Source organism: Akkermansia biwaensis (assembly GCF_026072915.1).
GTDB lineage: Bacteria > Verrucomicrobiota > Verrucomicrobiia > Verrucomicrobiales > Akkermansiaceae > Akkermansia > Akkermansia biwaensis.
This window is the reverse complement of sequence record NZ_AP025943.1, coordinates 2,860,473-2,875,579: the sequence shown is the minus strand read 5'-3', so window position 1 is coordinate 2,875,579 and position 15,107 is coordinate 2,860,473. Positions and strand designations below refer to the sequence as shown.

12 protein-coding genes are annotated in these 15,107 nt (G+C 59.9%); 7 read left to right on the top strand and 5 right to left on the bottom strand.

The genetic code is table 11. The features are described from left to right. Positions 1-86: 86 nt before the first annotated feature. On the top strand, positions 87-707 hold the full coding sequence (locus tag OQH67_RS11865) for a flavodoxin family protein (protein ID WP_343195898.1): 621 nt from the start codon (positions 87-89) through the stop codon (positions 705-707). A 6-nt stretch (positions 708-713) separates the two neighbouring features. Here OQH67_RS11865 and OQH67_RS11860 read toward each other — a convergent pair whose 3' ends face one another. After that, positions 714-1,199 (bottom strand): MerR family transcriptional regulator, encoded by a 486-nt coding sequence (locus OQH67_RS11860; RefSeq protein WP_215433704.1) that lies wholly within the window; start codon positions 1,197-1,199, stop codon positions 714-716. 243 nt (positions 1,200-1,442) lie between these two features. Then, on the bottom strand, positions 1,443-2,147 hold the full coding sequence (locus OQH67_RS11855; protein WP_215433706.1) for a PEP-CTERM sorting domain-containing protein: 705 nt from the start codon (positions 2,145-2,147) through the stop codon (positions 1,443-1,445). 363 nt (positions 2,148-2,510) lie between these two features. Between OQH67_RS11855 and OQH67_RS11850 the strand changes: the two genes are divergently transcribed. Continuing rightward, complete coding sequence (locus tag OQH67_RS11850; protein WP_215433708.1) at positions 2,511-2,960, top strand: NanQ anomerase/TabA/YiaL family protein; 450 nt, start codon at positions 2,511-2,513, stop codon at positions 2,958-2,960. Between the two features lie 83 nt (positions 2,961-3,043). Here OQH67_RS11850 and OQH67_RS11845 read toward each other — a convergent pair whose 3' ends face one another. Further along, positions 3,044-4,543, bottom strand: a complete 1,500-nt coding sequence (locus tag OQH67_RS11845; RefSeq protein ID WP_215433711.1) for an alpha-amylase — start codon at positions 4,541-4,543, stop codon at positions 3,044-3,046. A gap of 216 nt (positions 4,544-4,759) precedes the next feature. After that, complete coding sequence (locus tag OQH67_RS11840; RefSeq protein WP_215433714.1) at positions 4,760-6,145, bottom strand: MATE family efflux transporter; 1,386 nt, start codon at positions 6,143-6,145, stop codon at positions 4,760-4,762. Between the two features lie 234 nt (positions 6,146-6,379). Between OQH67_RS11840 and OQH67_RS11835 the strand changes: the two genes are divergently transcribed. Then, positions 6,380-6,817 carry a hypothetical protein gene (locus OQH67_RS11835; RefSeq protein WP_215433717.1) on the top strand — a complete coding sequence of 146 codons (438 nt, stop codon included), beginning with the start codon at positions 6,380-6,382 and terminating at the stop codon, positions 6,815-6,817. A gap of 85 nt (positions 6,818-6,902) precedes the next feature. After that, on the top strand, positions 6,903-9,089 hold the full coding sequence (locus tag OQH67_RS11830; RefSeq protein ID WP_215433720.1) for a family 20 glycosylhydrolase: 2,187 nt from the start codon (positions 6,903-6,905) through the stop codon (positions 9,087-9,089). A gap of 135 nt (positions 9,090-9,224) precedes the next feature. On the opposite strand, the gene OQH67_RS11825 is transcribed toward OQH67_RS11830, so the two are convergent. Beyond that, positions 9,225-10,184 carry an enolase C-terminal domain-like protein gene (locus OQH67_RS11825; RefSeq protein ID WP_215433722.1) on the bottom strand — a complete coding sequence of 320 codons (960 nt, stop codon included), beginning with the start codon at positions 10,182-10,184 and terminating at the stop codon, positions 9,225-9,227. Between the two features lie 79 nt (positions 10,185-10,263). Between OQH67_RS11825 and OQH67_RS11820 the strand changes: the two genes are divergently transcribed. The 3 genes from OQH67_RS11820 to OQH67_RS11810 all read left to right on the top strand — a co-directional run bounded on the left by OQH67_RS11820 (position 10,264) and on the right by OQH67_RS11810 (position 15,029). Beyond that, complete coding sequence (locus OQH67_RS11820; protein WP_215433723.1) at positions 10,264-11,169, top strand: SDR family oxidoreductase; 906 nt, start codon at positions 10,264-10,266, stop codon at positions 11,167-11,169. Next, positions 11,166-12,485: a class I SAM-dependent rRNA methyltransferase gene (locus OQH67_RS11815; RefSeq protein ID WP_215433724.1), complete on the top strand. Its 1,320-nt coding sequence runs from the start codon at positions 11,166-11,168 to the stop codon at positions 12,483-12,485. The genes OQH67_RS11820 and OQH67_RS11815 overlap by 4 nt, the downstream gene beginning before the upstream one ends. Before the next feature lie 75 nt (positions 12,486-12,560). Beyond that, positions 12,561-15,029 carry a phage tail protein gene (locus tag OQH67_RS11810; RefSeq protein WP_215433726.1) on the top strand — a complete coding sequence of 823 codons (2,469 nt, stop codon included), beginning with the start codon at positions 12,561-12,563 and terminating at the stop codon, positions 15,027-15,029. Positions 15,030-15,107: the final 78 nt, after the last annotated feature.

Genomic DNA, 15,107 nt, shown 5'->3' with positions numbered 1-15,107 from the left:
AGATGGGCATGGCCGCCGCCGGAGCCGGGCTGGGGCTGGGCTTTGCGTCCGCCGCGGAAACCGTTCCCGCCGCCTCCGGAAAAAAGCTGAAAGTGGCGCTCGTCAATGGAAGCCCGCATGAACACGGGTGTACCTATACGGCGCTGAAGGAAGTTGCGGGGGCGCTGGAGGGCTGCGGCGTGGAAACGGAAATTTTCTGGATAGGCAGTCATCCGGTAGCCGGGTGCATCGCCTGCGGCGAATGCCGGAAAACGGGCAAGTGCTTCCGGAATGACTGCGTGAACCTGTTCCTTGAAAAAGTTCCGGGATGCGACGGCTTCGTGTTTGGCTCCCCCGTTCATTTCGCTTCAGCGGCGGGGGACATGAGCTCCTTCCTGGACCGGGTATTTTATATCGCATCGGCCCGGTTCAGGGGCAAGCCCGGCGCGGCGGTCACCAGCTGCCGCAGGGCGGGGAGCACCGCCACGCTTGACCAGTTGAACAAATACCTGCTGTTCAGCTCCATGCCCATCGTCTCCTCCCAATACTGGAACATGGTTCACGGGAACACGCCGGACGAAGTCCGCAAGGACCTGGAAGGCCTGCAAATCATGAGGACGCTGGGCCGGAACATGGCCTGGCTGCTGAAAAGCATTGAAGCGGGAAAGCTGGCGGGAGTGCCCCTTCCCGAGGAAGAACCGCGCGTGGGGACCAATTTCATCCGGTAACCGCGTTCAGTCCTCCGGCGTGATGTTCGGTTCGTTCGCGGGGGCGTGGTTCAGGGGATTGCAGCTGTCCGGCCTGCGGTTTTCCAGCAGGTCCTGGTAGAATTTCTTCTTGTATTTCAGCACTTCCATCTGCTTTTTCAGCACGCGGAGCTGGTTCCTGAGGCTTTTTTCCTGCTTGAAGATGAGTTCAGCCCGTTCCGGAATGGTGGAATCCCCTTCCTGGCACAGGTCGATGTAGTGCTTGACCTCCTCAATGGGAAGCCCCGTCATGCGGAGGCAGTGAACCAGGCGGAGCCAGCCCAGGGTGTATTCGGAAAACATGCGGGCGTTTCCGCCGCTGCGGTCCACGTCGGGAATCAGCCCCACGTTCTCATAATAACGGATGGTGTAGGCGGACATTTCCATCATGTCCGCCACCTGCTTGACCGTATATTTGGGAGTGCGGTCGTGGGAGGCCCTGTAAGTGCCCAGTTTGGGCTTTTGCTTGATCATCGTTTTGGGGGACAGTTACAGTTACTCTAATATTCTGATGAAGATGAAAAGGCAAGCCTTTTGCCATACTGCATGACGAAAGGAGATTCCCGGAACAGGAACGAGAAGGAGAAAGGGTAGATTGCAAGCATGCCGGAACAGGGGGGAAGGGCGCCTTTTCGGAATAATCCTCCGACAAAAAAAGGCCGTCCCGTGGGAAGGGACGGCCTTTTCCGTGAAAACCGGAAGGAAATTATATTTCCGTTACACCCTGCGGCGGCGCATCATCAGCGCGGCCAGACCCAGAAGACTCAGGGAAGCCGCTGCGGGTTCCGGAACCGCCAGTGTTCCTTCCAGCGAAATATCGCGGATGATTCCGTTGTTGCCGTTGTTGCCGCCCGAACTGCCGATGACGGCATAAACCTTGCCGTTGCCGTTTGTCTTCATGGCCGCGAGCTGTTCGTCGGTCACATCGTAGGAAACGTTCCACTGGGAGGCATTGTTGCCCCTGCTTCCCTTGCAGAGTTCCACTAAATCTCCGTCCGTGGTTTCATACCAGACGGAATAGGTGTACGTGGGGCCCGTTCCGGGAGGAGTCAGGCTGAAGCTGAAAGTGAGTCCGGAATAGGCCTGGATGTTTTCAATGGTCATCTTCAGTCCGGCGCAAACCCCGATCGTGCCGGGCATGTTGGGAAGGGTGATGGTCTGGTCCGCCGCATTGGCGGAAGCCTGGCCCCAGCGCATGTCGCCGTTTCCGGTGGTGGTGTACCATCCGTCCGCGCGTCCGGCGGGCCCCAGCCATGCCTTGACGTCGGCGGCCGTGATGTTGTTATTGGCAAGACGTCCTGCGGAATTGTAGCCCTGGCCGGTGATGGAGGAGATTTCCGGCATCAGCTCAACGGTAGCCGCGGAAACGGAGGCTGCCAGAGAGGCTATGCCCAGGCAAATGGTACAAAGGAGCTTTTTCATGCGAATATTGAACAGAAGAACTGTTCATAGCTTGTCGGATTACGAATCCGTGCCAATATTGTAAAAAGGGCATCAAAGGATAACTCCCGCACGGATAGGTACGATCATAAAAAACCAGGCAATTTTAAATCATGTTTTCTTAATTTTTACGGGAAATAGCACTGGTGGCAACAGGCAAAGTCTAAAAATATTTTCTTGACGCCGGATTCGTAATCCGATGTGCGTTTTTTTATTTTTCCAATATATTGACTGTTTGTTTCAAACGATGTTTGAAGAATAGGAATTGAATGGATTTAACCAAAGGATTTGACGGAGCCTGCCGGTATATTAGAATGGCGTTTCCTTTAAACAAAATTCCCTGCCATGATTATTGCCTCCCTTGCCGATTCCGCCCGTTATGAAAAACTGAATCCCCTGTTTAGGCAGGCTTTCGACTTCGTACGCGCGGCGGATCCGGCCGTTCTGGAGCCGGGGCTCCATGTCCTTGTGGAAGGCGCTCTGATCGTGATGGTGAACGAGACGGCGATGAAAGCTCCGGAAAAGGCCAGAATGGAGGTCCACAACAAATTCATCGACATCCACGTCCCCCTTTCACGGGACGAACGCTTTACCTGGAAGGAGCGCGCCGCGCTGGAAAAACCGTTCGAACCCTTCCAGGAAGAGAAGGATGCGCAGCATTACGACGACGCGGAAGAAACTTCCTTCACCGTCAGGCCCGGCCAGTTCGCCGTGTTTTTCCCGGAAGACGCCCATGCCGGGTGCATTGGGGAAGGCGTCATCCGCAAGCTGGTGATTAAAGTAAAAACGGCCTGACCGCGTTCCGGAAAATTCCGGAAGGGCCAGACCACCGATAAAAAGTCCCGTCAGGCGGTGCTCATCCGCCTGCGGCAAATGGGTCAGCTTTCTTCCTCGGCATCGTCCTTCCGGGCGTCCTGTTTGGGGTCCTGGGGAGCGTTCTCCGGAATCCAGACGGCCACGTTGCCGCCGTGGACGATGAACTGACCGTTGCCTTCGTCGTCGATGGTGACGGTTTCCTCCACGTTTCCGGTGGCTTCCTTCCAGGTTTCTCCCGCGTGCTGTTTGCCCACGTTCATGACCTTGTCCCCGTTTTCCCCGTTGGAGATGAGTACGGCCACGCCGGATTTCGGATGCTGTTCGTCCCCCACTCGGGTGAAGCCGATGGTATTCGGATGGTCGAAGTAGTAATTCTGCTCCCCGTAGGCGTGGTTCTTGCGGATTTCCAGCAGGTTGTCAATGATGCCGCGGTGCACGGGCGGATTGCCGCTGACGCCGTAGTAATCCCCGTAAAAGATGCAGGGGTAGCCGTCCTTCATGAGCAGGATCAGTGCGTAGGCGGAAGGCTTGAACCAGTCCTTGACGGCTGATTGCAGGGAACTGCCCCACTGGGAATCGTGGTTGTCCACAAAGGTGACGGCCAGGGTGGGGTGGTTCTGGACCAGCGTTCCGTCCAGAATCTTGGTCAGGTCGTAATCCCGGCCGTGTTCGGAAGCCTGGTACATGTTGTAGTGCAGGGGCACGTCGAAAAGGTCCACCTTGTAGCGTTCCTCCTTCAGGTATTCGTCCAGGGAATCCAGGTCCTGCTTCCAGTATTCCCCCACGGCGTAGAAATCCTCGCCCCGCTCCTTGCGGACGGCAGCCAGGAACTTCTTGATAAACTCGTCGTTGATGTGCTTGATGGCGTCCAGCCTCATGCCGTCCAGGTCAAGTTCGCGGGAGACCCATACGCCCCATTTTTCCATCTCCTTCACCACTTCCGGGTGGTCGAAGTCCAGATTGGCGAACATGAGGTAGTCGTAATTTCCATTTTCGTCATCCACGCCGCTGCTCCAGTCCTTCCCGTCCCCCATGATCTTGAACACGGTGGTTTTGCCCGTCTTGTTGTCGTAATCCGTGCCGGTAAAGTGGTACCAGTGCCATTTGAAGTCGGAATACTTGTCTCCGCGGCCGGGGAAATTAAATCCGGTCCAGCCTTCAATTTCGTAGGCGTCCGTGGTTTCCTCCTCCCGGTTGTTCTCGTCCACTTCCTTGGCCATGAACTTTTCCGTGTAATCGGCCCCGGCCTTGTGGTTCATCACGGCGTCCAGGTAAACGTCCACATGGTGGTCGTGGAGGGCCTTGATGGCGTCCTGGAGCTCCTGCTTGGTGCCGTACTTGGTGCGCACGGTGTTTTTCTGGTCGAATTCCCCCAGATCAAACAGGTCGTAGGTGCCGTATCCCACGTCGTTCTGTTCCTTGCCCTTGTAGGCCGGCGGAATCCAGACGGCCGTCACCCCTATTTCCTCCAGATGGGGGGCGTCTTCCTTCAGTTTGTTCCAGAACTGTCCGTCGTTGGGCAGGTTCCACTCAAAGTATTGCATCATGATTCCGTTTTTCATCGTCTCTGTGAGTTTGGTCAGAATAATTTTTCCGCATTTGTCTTTTTCCGCCGCGGTGGAGCGGAGGCGGTTGCGCGGACGCCGTGAAAAGCTCCGGGCTTTCCGCCTCATTCCATAGGGGGCTGTCATCAACATAGAGTCCGTAAAACGCGGCGCGTTAGGCATACTGCCAGTATCATGTCCTTGAAAAAGGACGCAACAAGGCCGCCGGAAATGTTAGACCTGCCCGGCAGGCTGCGCCAGGTATTCCCGGTTTTTCCCGCAGTAATACTTCAGGAACCTGCGGATAAACCACAGGGTGACGATGGAGGAAAGAACGTCCGCCAGCGGCATGGACGCCCACACGCCCGTCTGCCCCCAGAACTCCGGTAAAATCAGCAGGAACGGCAGCAGGAACAGCAGCTGGCGGGTGAGGGAGAGGAAAATGGCCAGCCTCGCCTTGCCGATGGCCTGGAAAAAGTTCCCGATGACGATCTGGCTGCCGATGAGCGGAAAGGCCAGAATGACGATCTTCAGACCGCCCGCGGCCAGGCTGATCAATTGTGCGTCATCCGTAAACAGGGCCGCAATGCCGTGGGAAAAGAACATGCAGGCCAGGAAGCCCGCCGTGGTGAACGCCGTGCCCGTAATCACCCCGTATTTCAGGGTAAGCAGCACCCGGTCCGGTTTCATGGCTCCGTGATTGTAGCCGATGATGGGCTGCATGCCCTGCGTGAGGCCGATGACGAGCATCGCGAACAGGATGAGAATCCGGTTGATGATGCCGAAGGCGCCTATGGCCAGGTCCCCGCCGTGGTCCGCAAGCTGCCTGTTGATGGCAATGGCCACCGCGCTGCCGCACACGTTCACCAGGCACGGAGCCAGTCCGATGGACAGGATGCCGGTGACGATGGCTTTTTTCAGGTTCCAGATGCCGCTGCGGAAATGGACGGCGCTGGATTTATCTGAAAAATGGATGAGTACGCGCGCCATGCCGGCAATCTGGGCGATCAGCGTGGCGAGCGCCGCCCCGGTGATGCCCCACTTGAGCCAGAAAATGAAGATGGGCGCCAGAACGATGTTGATGCCTACGGAAAGCAGGGTGGAGCCCATGGCCTTCTTCGGGTAGCCCGTGGCCCGCATCACGTGGTTGAGATTGAAAAAGACGTACGTGACGGGCAGCCCCAGCAGGGTGACCAGCATGAAGTCATACCCGTAGGCCAGAGTCTGCCCGCTGGCTCCGAAGGCGGCCAGAATTTCCTTGAGGAAAATCAGTGTGGGAACGGCGAGCACCACGGAGGCGATCAGGCTCATCACCAGGACGTTCCCCAGCGTGTGCTCCGTCCCCTCCGGGTCCTTCTTGCCCAGCCTGATGGAGCTGATGGCCGCCCCGCCTATGCCCACCAGCGTTCCCAGGGCGAAGGTCAGGTTCATGATGGGGAAGGTGACCGCCAGGCCGGAAAGGGCGAGCGGCCCCACGCCGTGGCCGATGAACACGCTGTCAATGATGTTGTACAGGGAGTACACCACCATGCCTGCGATGGAGGGCAGGGAATACTGGACCAGAAGACGCCAGACGGATGCGTTTTCCAATTCCGAGATGTTGCGTGACTGGGGTGTCATGAATCCGGCTCTTTTTTCAACGGAGTGCAAACTATAGGAGTGCGGAAAAGGGATGTCAAGCGGCCCCCCTGTCCGGCAGGGAAAGGCACGGTTTCCTTTCCGGACGCCGCAGGAAAGGCCCGCTTTCCGCGCCGCGCGGTCATTCTCCCTTTTTTCCCGGAAATTGGCGCCTTTTTGATTGACTGGGGAAGCGTTGGGGAGTTGATTCCTTTCCGCAATTTCCCGAAGCACGCCATGTCTTTTCCCTTTCATATTTTCCTGCGCGCCGCCGCCGGCTGTTCCCTTTCCCTCTGTGCGTCCTGCCTCCCCATGTTCGGAGCGCACCAGATGCTGGCGGGCAGCCATCTGGCGGACGGGCTGCTATCGTCCTCGCCTCTGGAACTGGTGTGGAGGGGGGAAATCCGGTCCTTCCCATCCGCCGGGCTGGAGACCCCGCGCGGGTTTGCGGTGTCTCCTGCGGACTCCTATTCCCTCCTGATGGAGGCCCGGCCCGGCGTTGGCGGGGAATGGGCCTGCTACCATGACCGGAAGTCCTATTACTGGGCGTTCGTATCCGGAAAAAGCGGGGATGAAGCCGCGCTTTATGCCGTGCGCCGCGGCGTGGCCGTTGACGGCGTAACCGGGGAAGTGGAGGACACCCTGCCTGCGGGGGCCGCGCCCGGCACGGAATAAAAGCTCTGGTCTTTTTGCAAAACCGGGCCGGAATGACGCTGAAGTTTGACAGGAATGTTTTTCCCGGATATGTATCATGCGTCGTATGAAATCCTTTATATTGCCAGTTATCTGCCTTTGTCTGGCGGTCGGCGGCGTCCGGGGGCAGGACACGGCTCCCGCCTTCCCCGCCAACGGCCCCAATTACCGGATGTTCCCGGCGGACCGGCCGCCGCTGGTTCCCATGCCCCAGCAGGTGAAGTGGAGCGGCAGGGCGGTCCCCGTCCAGTCCGTGCGCATCCAGGCTCCGGCGCCAGCTCGCACGTCCTATCCGGAACAAATGAAGTTTATCGTGTCCGAGCTGAAGTCCTTCCTGGCCGGCCACGGGGTGCAGGTTTCCCAGGAGGGGGCGTTTGCCGTCAAATTCGTGCAGGGGGACGTGAAGGCCGGCACGGAAAATCCCAAATTGAAGGAAGAGGCCTATTCCCTGCGGGTGACTCCCGGCGGCGCCCTGATCATGGCCAGGGACACCAAAGGTTTTTATTACGGATTGAAAACCCTGGAACAGCTTCTTCTGCGCCGGGACGGGAAAACGACGATTGCCGCCTGCGACATCGTGGATTGGCCGGATTTTGAGGTCCGTGGATTCATGAACGACGTGGGACGCAATTACATGCCGCTGCCCCTGATCGCCCAGGAGCTGGACTCCATGGGCCAGCTCAAGCTGAACGTGTACCATTTCCATTTCACGGAGAATCCCGGCTGGCGCCTGGAGTCCAGGATTTATCCGGAACTGAACGACCCCAAGAATTTCACGCGCATGCCGGGCAAATTCTACACGCAGAAGGAATTCAAGCAACTGGTGGAATACTGCCGCCTGCGCAACATTCTGCTGATTCCGGAAATGGACATGCCGGGGCACAGCGCGGCCTTCCGCAAGGCTCTTGGCGTCAAGATGAGCGATGAAAAGGCCACCAAGGCCCTGGTGGCCCTGATCAAGGAGATGTGCTCCCTGGTCCCCAAGGAAAAGATGCCGATTATCCACATCGGTACGGACGAGGCTCACGGCAAGGACGAGCAGGTGAACGATGCCATTCTAAAGGAATACGTCAATGCGGTGGAGTCCTGCGGGCGCACGCCCATGAGGTGGCAGCCCGGCCTGAATCCTAAGGGCTATAACGGCTCCATCCAGCACCTGTGGTCCGGACGCCAGAACCGCCGGGCTTGGCCTACCGCCGGGTCGAAGTATATCGATTCCCTGGAAACCTACCTGAACCACATTGATCCGTTTGAAACGGCCATGACCATGTACTTCCGCCGGGCATGCCCGTTCCAGAACGCGGAAGGGCTGGGCATGATTCTCTGTTCATGGCCGGACCTGGAGATTACGGACCCGCGCAACCAGGTCCTCCAGACGCCCGTTTACGCCGGCATGGCCTTCGTTTCGGAACCCCTGTGGAACAATCCGCATGAAAAGGTTCAGGGGGACCCCAACCAGGACGAGTACATGAAATACTTCTCCAACCTTCCCGTGCAGGGGGACCCGCTCCTGAAAGGCTTTGCGGACTATGAAAACCGCGTACTCGCCATCCGGGACCGCTTCTTCGTAAACAAGGAGTTCAACTACGTGCGCCAGGCGAACATTCCGTGGAAGCTGTTGGGGCCCATTCCCCACGGCGGGAAGACGGAAACGGAATTTGGTCCGGAGGAAGACGTCAAGAGCGGAAAAATGAAGGATTCCTATGAAATTGACGGTGTCACCTACACATGGTCCAAGGACGACTACACCGGCGCCACTGTCATTTTCAAGCATTACTGCGATTTCCCGACGCTGTTCAACGGAGCGAAAATGGGGGCCTTCCCGCACAAGAACCATACCTATTACGCGCAGACCTACATTTATTCCCCCAAGGCCCAGACGGTCCCCTTCTGGGTGAGCGGCCACACCTGGGCCACGTCGGACTGGCGCAACGGCCCCGCCAGCGTGCCGGGCAAGTGGTTCCATGCGAATCCCAGGTTCTTCGTCAACGGAAAGGAAATTGAGCCTCCCAAGTGGGCCAGGCCGCGCAACGGCGGCGTGATGGTGGATGAAAACTACCATTTCCGTGAACCTGCCATGATTGCCCTCAAGAAAGGCTGGAACCACGTTCTGGTAAAGAGCCCGAACAACAACAGCACCCGCCGCTGGATGTTCACCTTCGTCCCGGTGCAGGTGAATCCCAAAACGCCCGGCTGCAACGTAAAGGAATTCCCCGGTCTGAAATTTTCCACGGACCCAGGCCGGAAACCGTGAAATTCTGAAACAGAGGCGGAAAAGAAAGGCATGGAACCGTTGCGGCTCCATGCCTTTTTGCATGCGGCGTCCGCCGGGAGAAGGCGGAAGGAAAAAGAAGATCAGGGGGAAGGATGGGAAACGGGCGTCCTCCGTTCAGAGCTTCTTCCAGGGCAGTGCTTCCAGCATGCCGTCAAAGCCCAGCCCCGTTCCGGCGGGAACGGCTACCTGCGGATTCATGCCTCCCATCTGGTCGATGAAGGGGTCCGGTTCAAACAGGAGGTGGGTGCACAGGCCGCAAAGCGGAATCTCCGTGGGAAGCGCGTCGCGGTAATACTCCGCCGCCTGGTAAACGGCCCACAACTGCCCCACGGGGTGGTCCATGACGGTGGTGAAGACGGGGGGATCATGCAGGTCCCCGGGCGTGGCCTCCCGCGCCGGTTTGACGATGCGCGTGACGGGAAGGTCCGCCGTGACGGCGGGCTGGTGTTCCGTGTCTGTCCCCATGTCCAGGGCCAGCGGCATGCCCGCATCCACCAGACGTTCCCAGCCGGGAACGGAAAAGGGGCAGGGGTCTTCAATGAAATCTATCCGGCTTTTGAGGTGGTGCGGCAGGGACTTCCAGAACTGGAGCGCCTCGTTCCCGTCCAGGGAACCGTTGAAATCCAGGCGCCAGCGCCAGGAAGGAACCATGGAGGCCAGCATGGTCAGCCGTTCCAGGGCCGCCGCCGGATTGGAGCTCGCCTTGATCTTTCCCGCCTTGAAGCCCTTCGTTTCCATGATTCTGATAGTGGCCGGGCTGACGCAGCTGGGAAGGGTGGCATGGCTGGCCGGAATGTGGAGGCCGGAGAACAGGCTGACGCCGGCGGCGCGCGCCTCCCCGTCCACCCGCGCGCATTCCAGGGCCCGTTTGCCCAGGGGCAGCGGATTGCCTTTCCTGAGCGCGTCCAGTTCCTTCTGCAGGGAGTGGTCCCCCAGCTCCGGCCAGGGCTGGATGCAGCCGTAGCCGCCTTCCTCCGTCCTGATGAGAGCCCCTTTCCTGCATACTTCCGCGGCCCTGGCATTGAGAGGGCCGCAAGCCGTTAAAGAATATTCATAGTAAAACACAATATTCATTGAATCAGCTTTTGGTTTTTTGTCACGATGAAAAGAGGTTTTCACTGGATTTTAGAGGGACAGCGGGTAGGCTGTGCGCATGTCCAGAACATTGGTATTCGGGGCCGGAGGCCGTGTGGGGAGCCGCCTGGCGGAACACCTGCGGGATGCAGGAGCGGAAGTGGTTGCCTGCGGGCGCAATACCTGCGATTTGGAGGACTTGTCCGCGCTGAAAAAATTTCTTCTTTCTTCCGGAGCCACGCACGTCATCAACTGCGCGGCGGTAAGTGGGCTGGAAGCCTGCCTGGACGACCCGGTAACCGCGCACCGGGTGAATGCCATGGCGCCGGAGCTGATGGCGCGCCTGTGCCGCCTGGAGGGCATGCGCTTCATCCACCTGAGTACGGACTACGTTCTGGACGGCCGCCGGCCCGGCCTGAAGACGGAGACGGACAAATGCCGCCCCGTGAACGTGTACGGGGAATCCAAGCTGGAGGCGGAGCTCCGCGTGCGGGAGGAAATGCCGGAAGCCCTGGTGGCCCGCGTTTCCTGGGTGTTCGGCAATCCCGCCCGCCCCTCCTTTCCGGAGATGATGCTCCGGCGCGCGCTGAACGGGCAGGCCCTGGCCGCCGTGGCGGACAAGTGGTCCCTCCCCGCGTGGATTGAGGATTTGTGCGAATGGCTCCGCTTTCTGGCCTATGAGAGCGACGCGGCGGGAATCCTGCACCTGTGCCAGTCCGGGGAGCCGGTCTCATGGCACGGGTACGCGCTGGCGGCCCTGGAAAGCGCGGTGAAGCACGGGCTTCTGCATGAGCTGCCGCCCGTGGCGGAACAAAAGCTCGACGAACAGGCGGGTTTCAGGGATGCTCGGCCCAGGCATACCGCCATGTCCTCCGGACGGCTGGCTTCCCTGCTGGGCCGTCCCGTGAGGCCGTACCGCGAAGCCGTTGAGCTGGCCGTGGCCAGCTATGCCGCAGATCCAACATTTCTTTCCCGCATCTCATGAACGATTCCCATTCTCCCCGCAGTTCCTACCATCCGCGCGACTCCCGTTCCAAACCTTCCTGGAGAGACCGCCGCCCCCCGGCGGGTCGCCCGCGCACCGCACCCAAAAAGAACCTGTTTGTCAACAAGTCCCCGGAGGGCAGCGAAAGCTGGCTTTCCCCGTGGGTGGAGCTGAAATACTTCACGTACAATCCCGCCGTGTTCCCCCGCATGCTCGGCTCCGTCAGCGGAGAAATAGCGCCGGGGAGCCTGGTGCACGTGTACGACAAAAACGGGGAATTGTTCGGCTCCGGCTTCTGGAACGAGACGAGCCGCACCCCCCTGCGCATGGTGTACCACGGCCGCGACGCCTTCGGGGAACGGGAACTGGACGCCGCTCTGGAACGGGCCGTGAAACTGCGCCGCGATATCCTGCGCCTGGATGAGACGACGAACGCCTACCGCGTGCTGCACGGTGATTCCGACGGCGTGGGCGGCCTGGTCGTGGACCGCTACGCGGACGTCCTGAGCCTGGAAGTGAGCACGCTGGCCGTCTGGCAGCGGCTGGAGCGCTGGCTCCCCCTGCTGCACCGCCTGTGCGACACCAGAAGGCACGTGATTCAGGTGGACGATGGAATCGCCCGCATGGAGGGCATCCGCCCGGAAGACGCGCCGGAATCCTCCGCTCCCGTCAAGCTGGTGAAGATTGTGGAAAACGGCATTACGTATGAAGTGGACTTCGCCCAGGGGCACAAGACGGGCTTCTTCTGCGACCAGCGGGACAACCGCCTCAAATTCGCCTCCCTCGTGAAGGGGGGGACGGTGCTGGACCTGTGCTGCTACAGCGGCGGCTTCTCCATTGCCGCCAAAATGCTTGGCGGCGCCGCGGAGGTAACGGCCGTGGACCTGGATGAAAAAGCCGTGGCCATGGCCAGACGGAACGCGAACATCAACCAGCAGCGCATCGAATTCGTGCATGCGGACGCCTTCGTGTACGCGCGCCAGATGGTGCGCAACGGCCGCCTGTTTGACGCCGTTCTTCTGGACCCGCCCAAATTCATCATTGGCCGCGACGGCTTTGAGGAAGGAATCAAGAAATACCATGACCTGAACATGCTGGGGCTCCAGTGCGTCAGGCCGGGCGGCCTCTTCGTCACCTGCTCCTGCTCCGGGCTGCTTTCCCCCTACGAATTTGAGCAGACCGTCATCAAAGCGGCCCAGCGGCAGGGGCGCAAGCTCCAGATCATGGGCATGACCGGCCCCGGCTGGGACCATCCCTACCTGAGCACCTACCCGGAAGGGCGCTACCTGAAAGTCCTCTGGGCCATCGCCCTGTAGCGGCCGGGCCGGGAAGGGCAGCACCTTTCCGGCGTCTTGACTGCGCCTCTTCCTCCCTGTTTCCGTGGGGGGAATATGGCAAAGCAAGTATTACAACGGCTCAGTTTCACGGCGGGAGAATTAAGCCCGTGGCTTTCCGGCCGCGCGGACCTGGACCCCGTAGCGCGCGGGGCCTCCCGCCTGATGAACTTCCTGGTCACTCCCTTCGGCGGCCTCAGGCGCAGGCCCGGAACGCAGCTGGTCGCCCGTGCCGGGGGCGCGGAAGGCATGGTGAGGCTGGTCTCCTTTAAATACTCCACGGGTGTCCAGTTCATGCTGGAGCTGGGCCGCGGCTACGTCCGCTACTTCAAGGACGGCGCGCCGCTGCTGGATGCGGAGGGGAAGGTGCTGGAAACCGCCTCCCCCTGGAAGAGCGACGCGCAGGTCAGGAACCTCAGGATGCAGCAGTTGAACGACGTGATTTACTGCGTGGAGCCGGAAACTCCCCCCATGACGCTCTCCCGCCATGCCGACGACGACTGGCGGCTGAAGCCGCTGGAGTTTTCCGGCATTCCCTACGAAAGCTCCCTGCTCAACTCCGTGAGGATCGAATACCGGGTGGTCTTTTCCGATGAGGGGAACAAGCTGGTAGTAACCGCGGATGAAGACGTGTTCACTCCGGAGATGGAGGGCACGGAACATATCCGCATCACCAGAAGGCACGACGAGGGCTTTGCCCGCGCCGAACAGATGCCCATGTTCCATACCACGACGCTGAACCAGAACTTCTACAAGGGAGCCACCTTTTCCATGGAAGGAAAGAACGGATGGCGGAACGCCTACACCTGCATCCGCCCGTTCAGCAAGGATACGGACTATGTGGCCGGAAAGAATTCTCCGGAACAGTACACGTCCTTCTTTGAAAAAGGCGCGGATGCCTGCCCGTACACGTTCGTCAGCGGGGCGTGGACGGTGGAAACCACCGGAACATGGGACGCGGAATGGGAAGTGCGCCGGGCGTACCTGGACGGCTCCAACTACCTGCCCAATGAGCCCTCCCTGGTCTGGCACTCCGTCAAGAGCTTCTACCAGAAGGATGGGTTCAGGAACAACTTCGCCCTGAGCGGGAATGAAGAAGAATTCTCCTTTTACACCCTCCGGCTGATGTCCTATAAAAACGGTTCTTCCACGGGAACTCCGGAATTGCGGGCGGCGTCCTGCTCCTACGACCACGAATTCGTGGTGGACAAGTACATTTCCCCGCGGTGCGTGCATGTGCGCGACGCCGTGCACATGTCGGGCCGCATGCTGTACGACTATGACACCAACGACTGGTCCTTCAGCGCCTTCGGGGTGAGGAACGGCTACCCGTGCACCATTGAATTTTCCCAGGGACGCCTCTGGTTCGGCAGCACTCCGGACCAGCCGCAGACCCTCTGGGCCAGCAGGGTGGACGACTTTTCCTCATTCACTCCCGGAATACCGGCGGACTCCCCCATGATTCTGACCATGGCGGCCTCCCAGCAGAACAGGATCGCGTGGATATCCTCCCTCCGGGGCCTGATGATCGGCACCAGCGAAGGGGAATGGCGGCTCCGGGCGTCCGACTCCGCGGGAATCAATGCGAACAATGCGGAATTTGAGCGCCACTCCGGCGTAGGTTCCTCCCTGCTGGACGCGCTGACCGTGGAAAACAGCCTGCTCTTCGTCCAGCAGGGGGGCAGGAAAGTACGGGAATTTTTTTATTCCCTGGAGGCGGACGGCTTTCTCACGCGGGACGTGAGTCTTCTTTCCGACCATCTTCTGACGGAGGGTATCGTGGACTGGACCGTCCAGCGCAGCACGGCGTTTCACGTCTGGTGCGTACTGAAGGACGGCAGTGCGGTCTGCATGACTCTGAACAGGGAACAGAACATCGTGGCGTGGCATGCCCACCGCCTGGAGCATGGCCGCATTCTGTCCGTGGCCTCCCTGCGTAGTTCGCAGGACACGCAGGATGAGGAAGTCTGGTTCACCGTGGAACGGGGAGAGGGGGAACATGCCTGCATCACGGTGGAACGCATGGCGGAGGGCAACGAATACCTGGACGCGTGCACGGAAGCGGTCGTCCGGGACGGCCGCCTTTCCGGGCTGCGGCATCTGGCCGGATGCGAGGCGGTCCTGATGGACGGAAACGGCTTCTGCTCCACAATTCTGGTGGACGGGGAAGGAAATGCGCCGTGCCCGGAAAGGAGGGAAGGGGAAACCGTCAGGGCAGGGATGGCCGCCCCGGCCGAGGTGAGAACCATGCCCCTTGAAAGTCTGGAAACGCTCGGCAGGTTGAAGAAACAGCTGGGAGCCAGGGCGCTCCTGCATGAAAGCTCCCTGCAATTCCTGTACGGCACGGGGACTCCCGGAGCGTGGCGTCGCTTCCAGCCCGGCCGGTATGGCGCGGAAGCCCCGTACTCCGGCTATGTCCGGCTCACCCACAACTACGGCACGGATGAACAGGCCGCGTTCGCTCTCCGCGTGGAGGAGCCCGGCCCCTTCAATCTGCTGGCCCTGGTGCTGGATGTGGAATTGTAGGAGCGGCGCGGGAAGCACGGTACGTTAAAAAGCCGGGGGGAACGGGATTCCCTCCGGCTTTGTCAATTTTAACGCTGT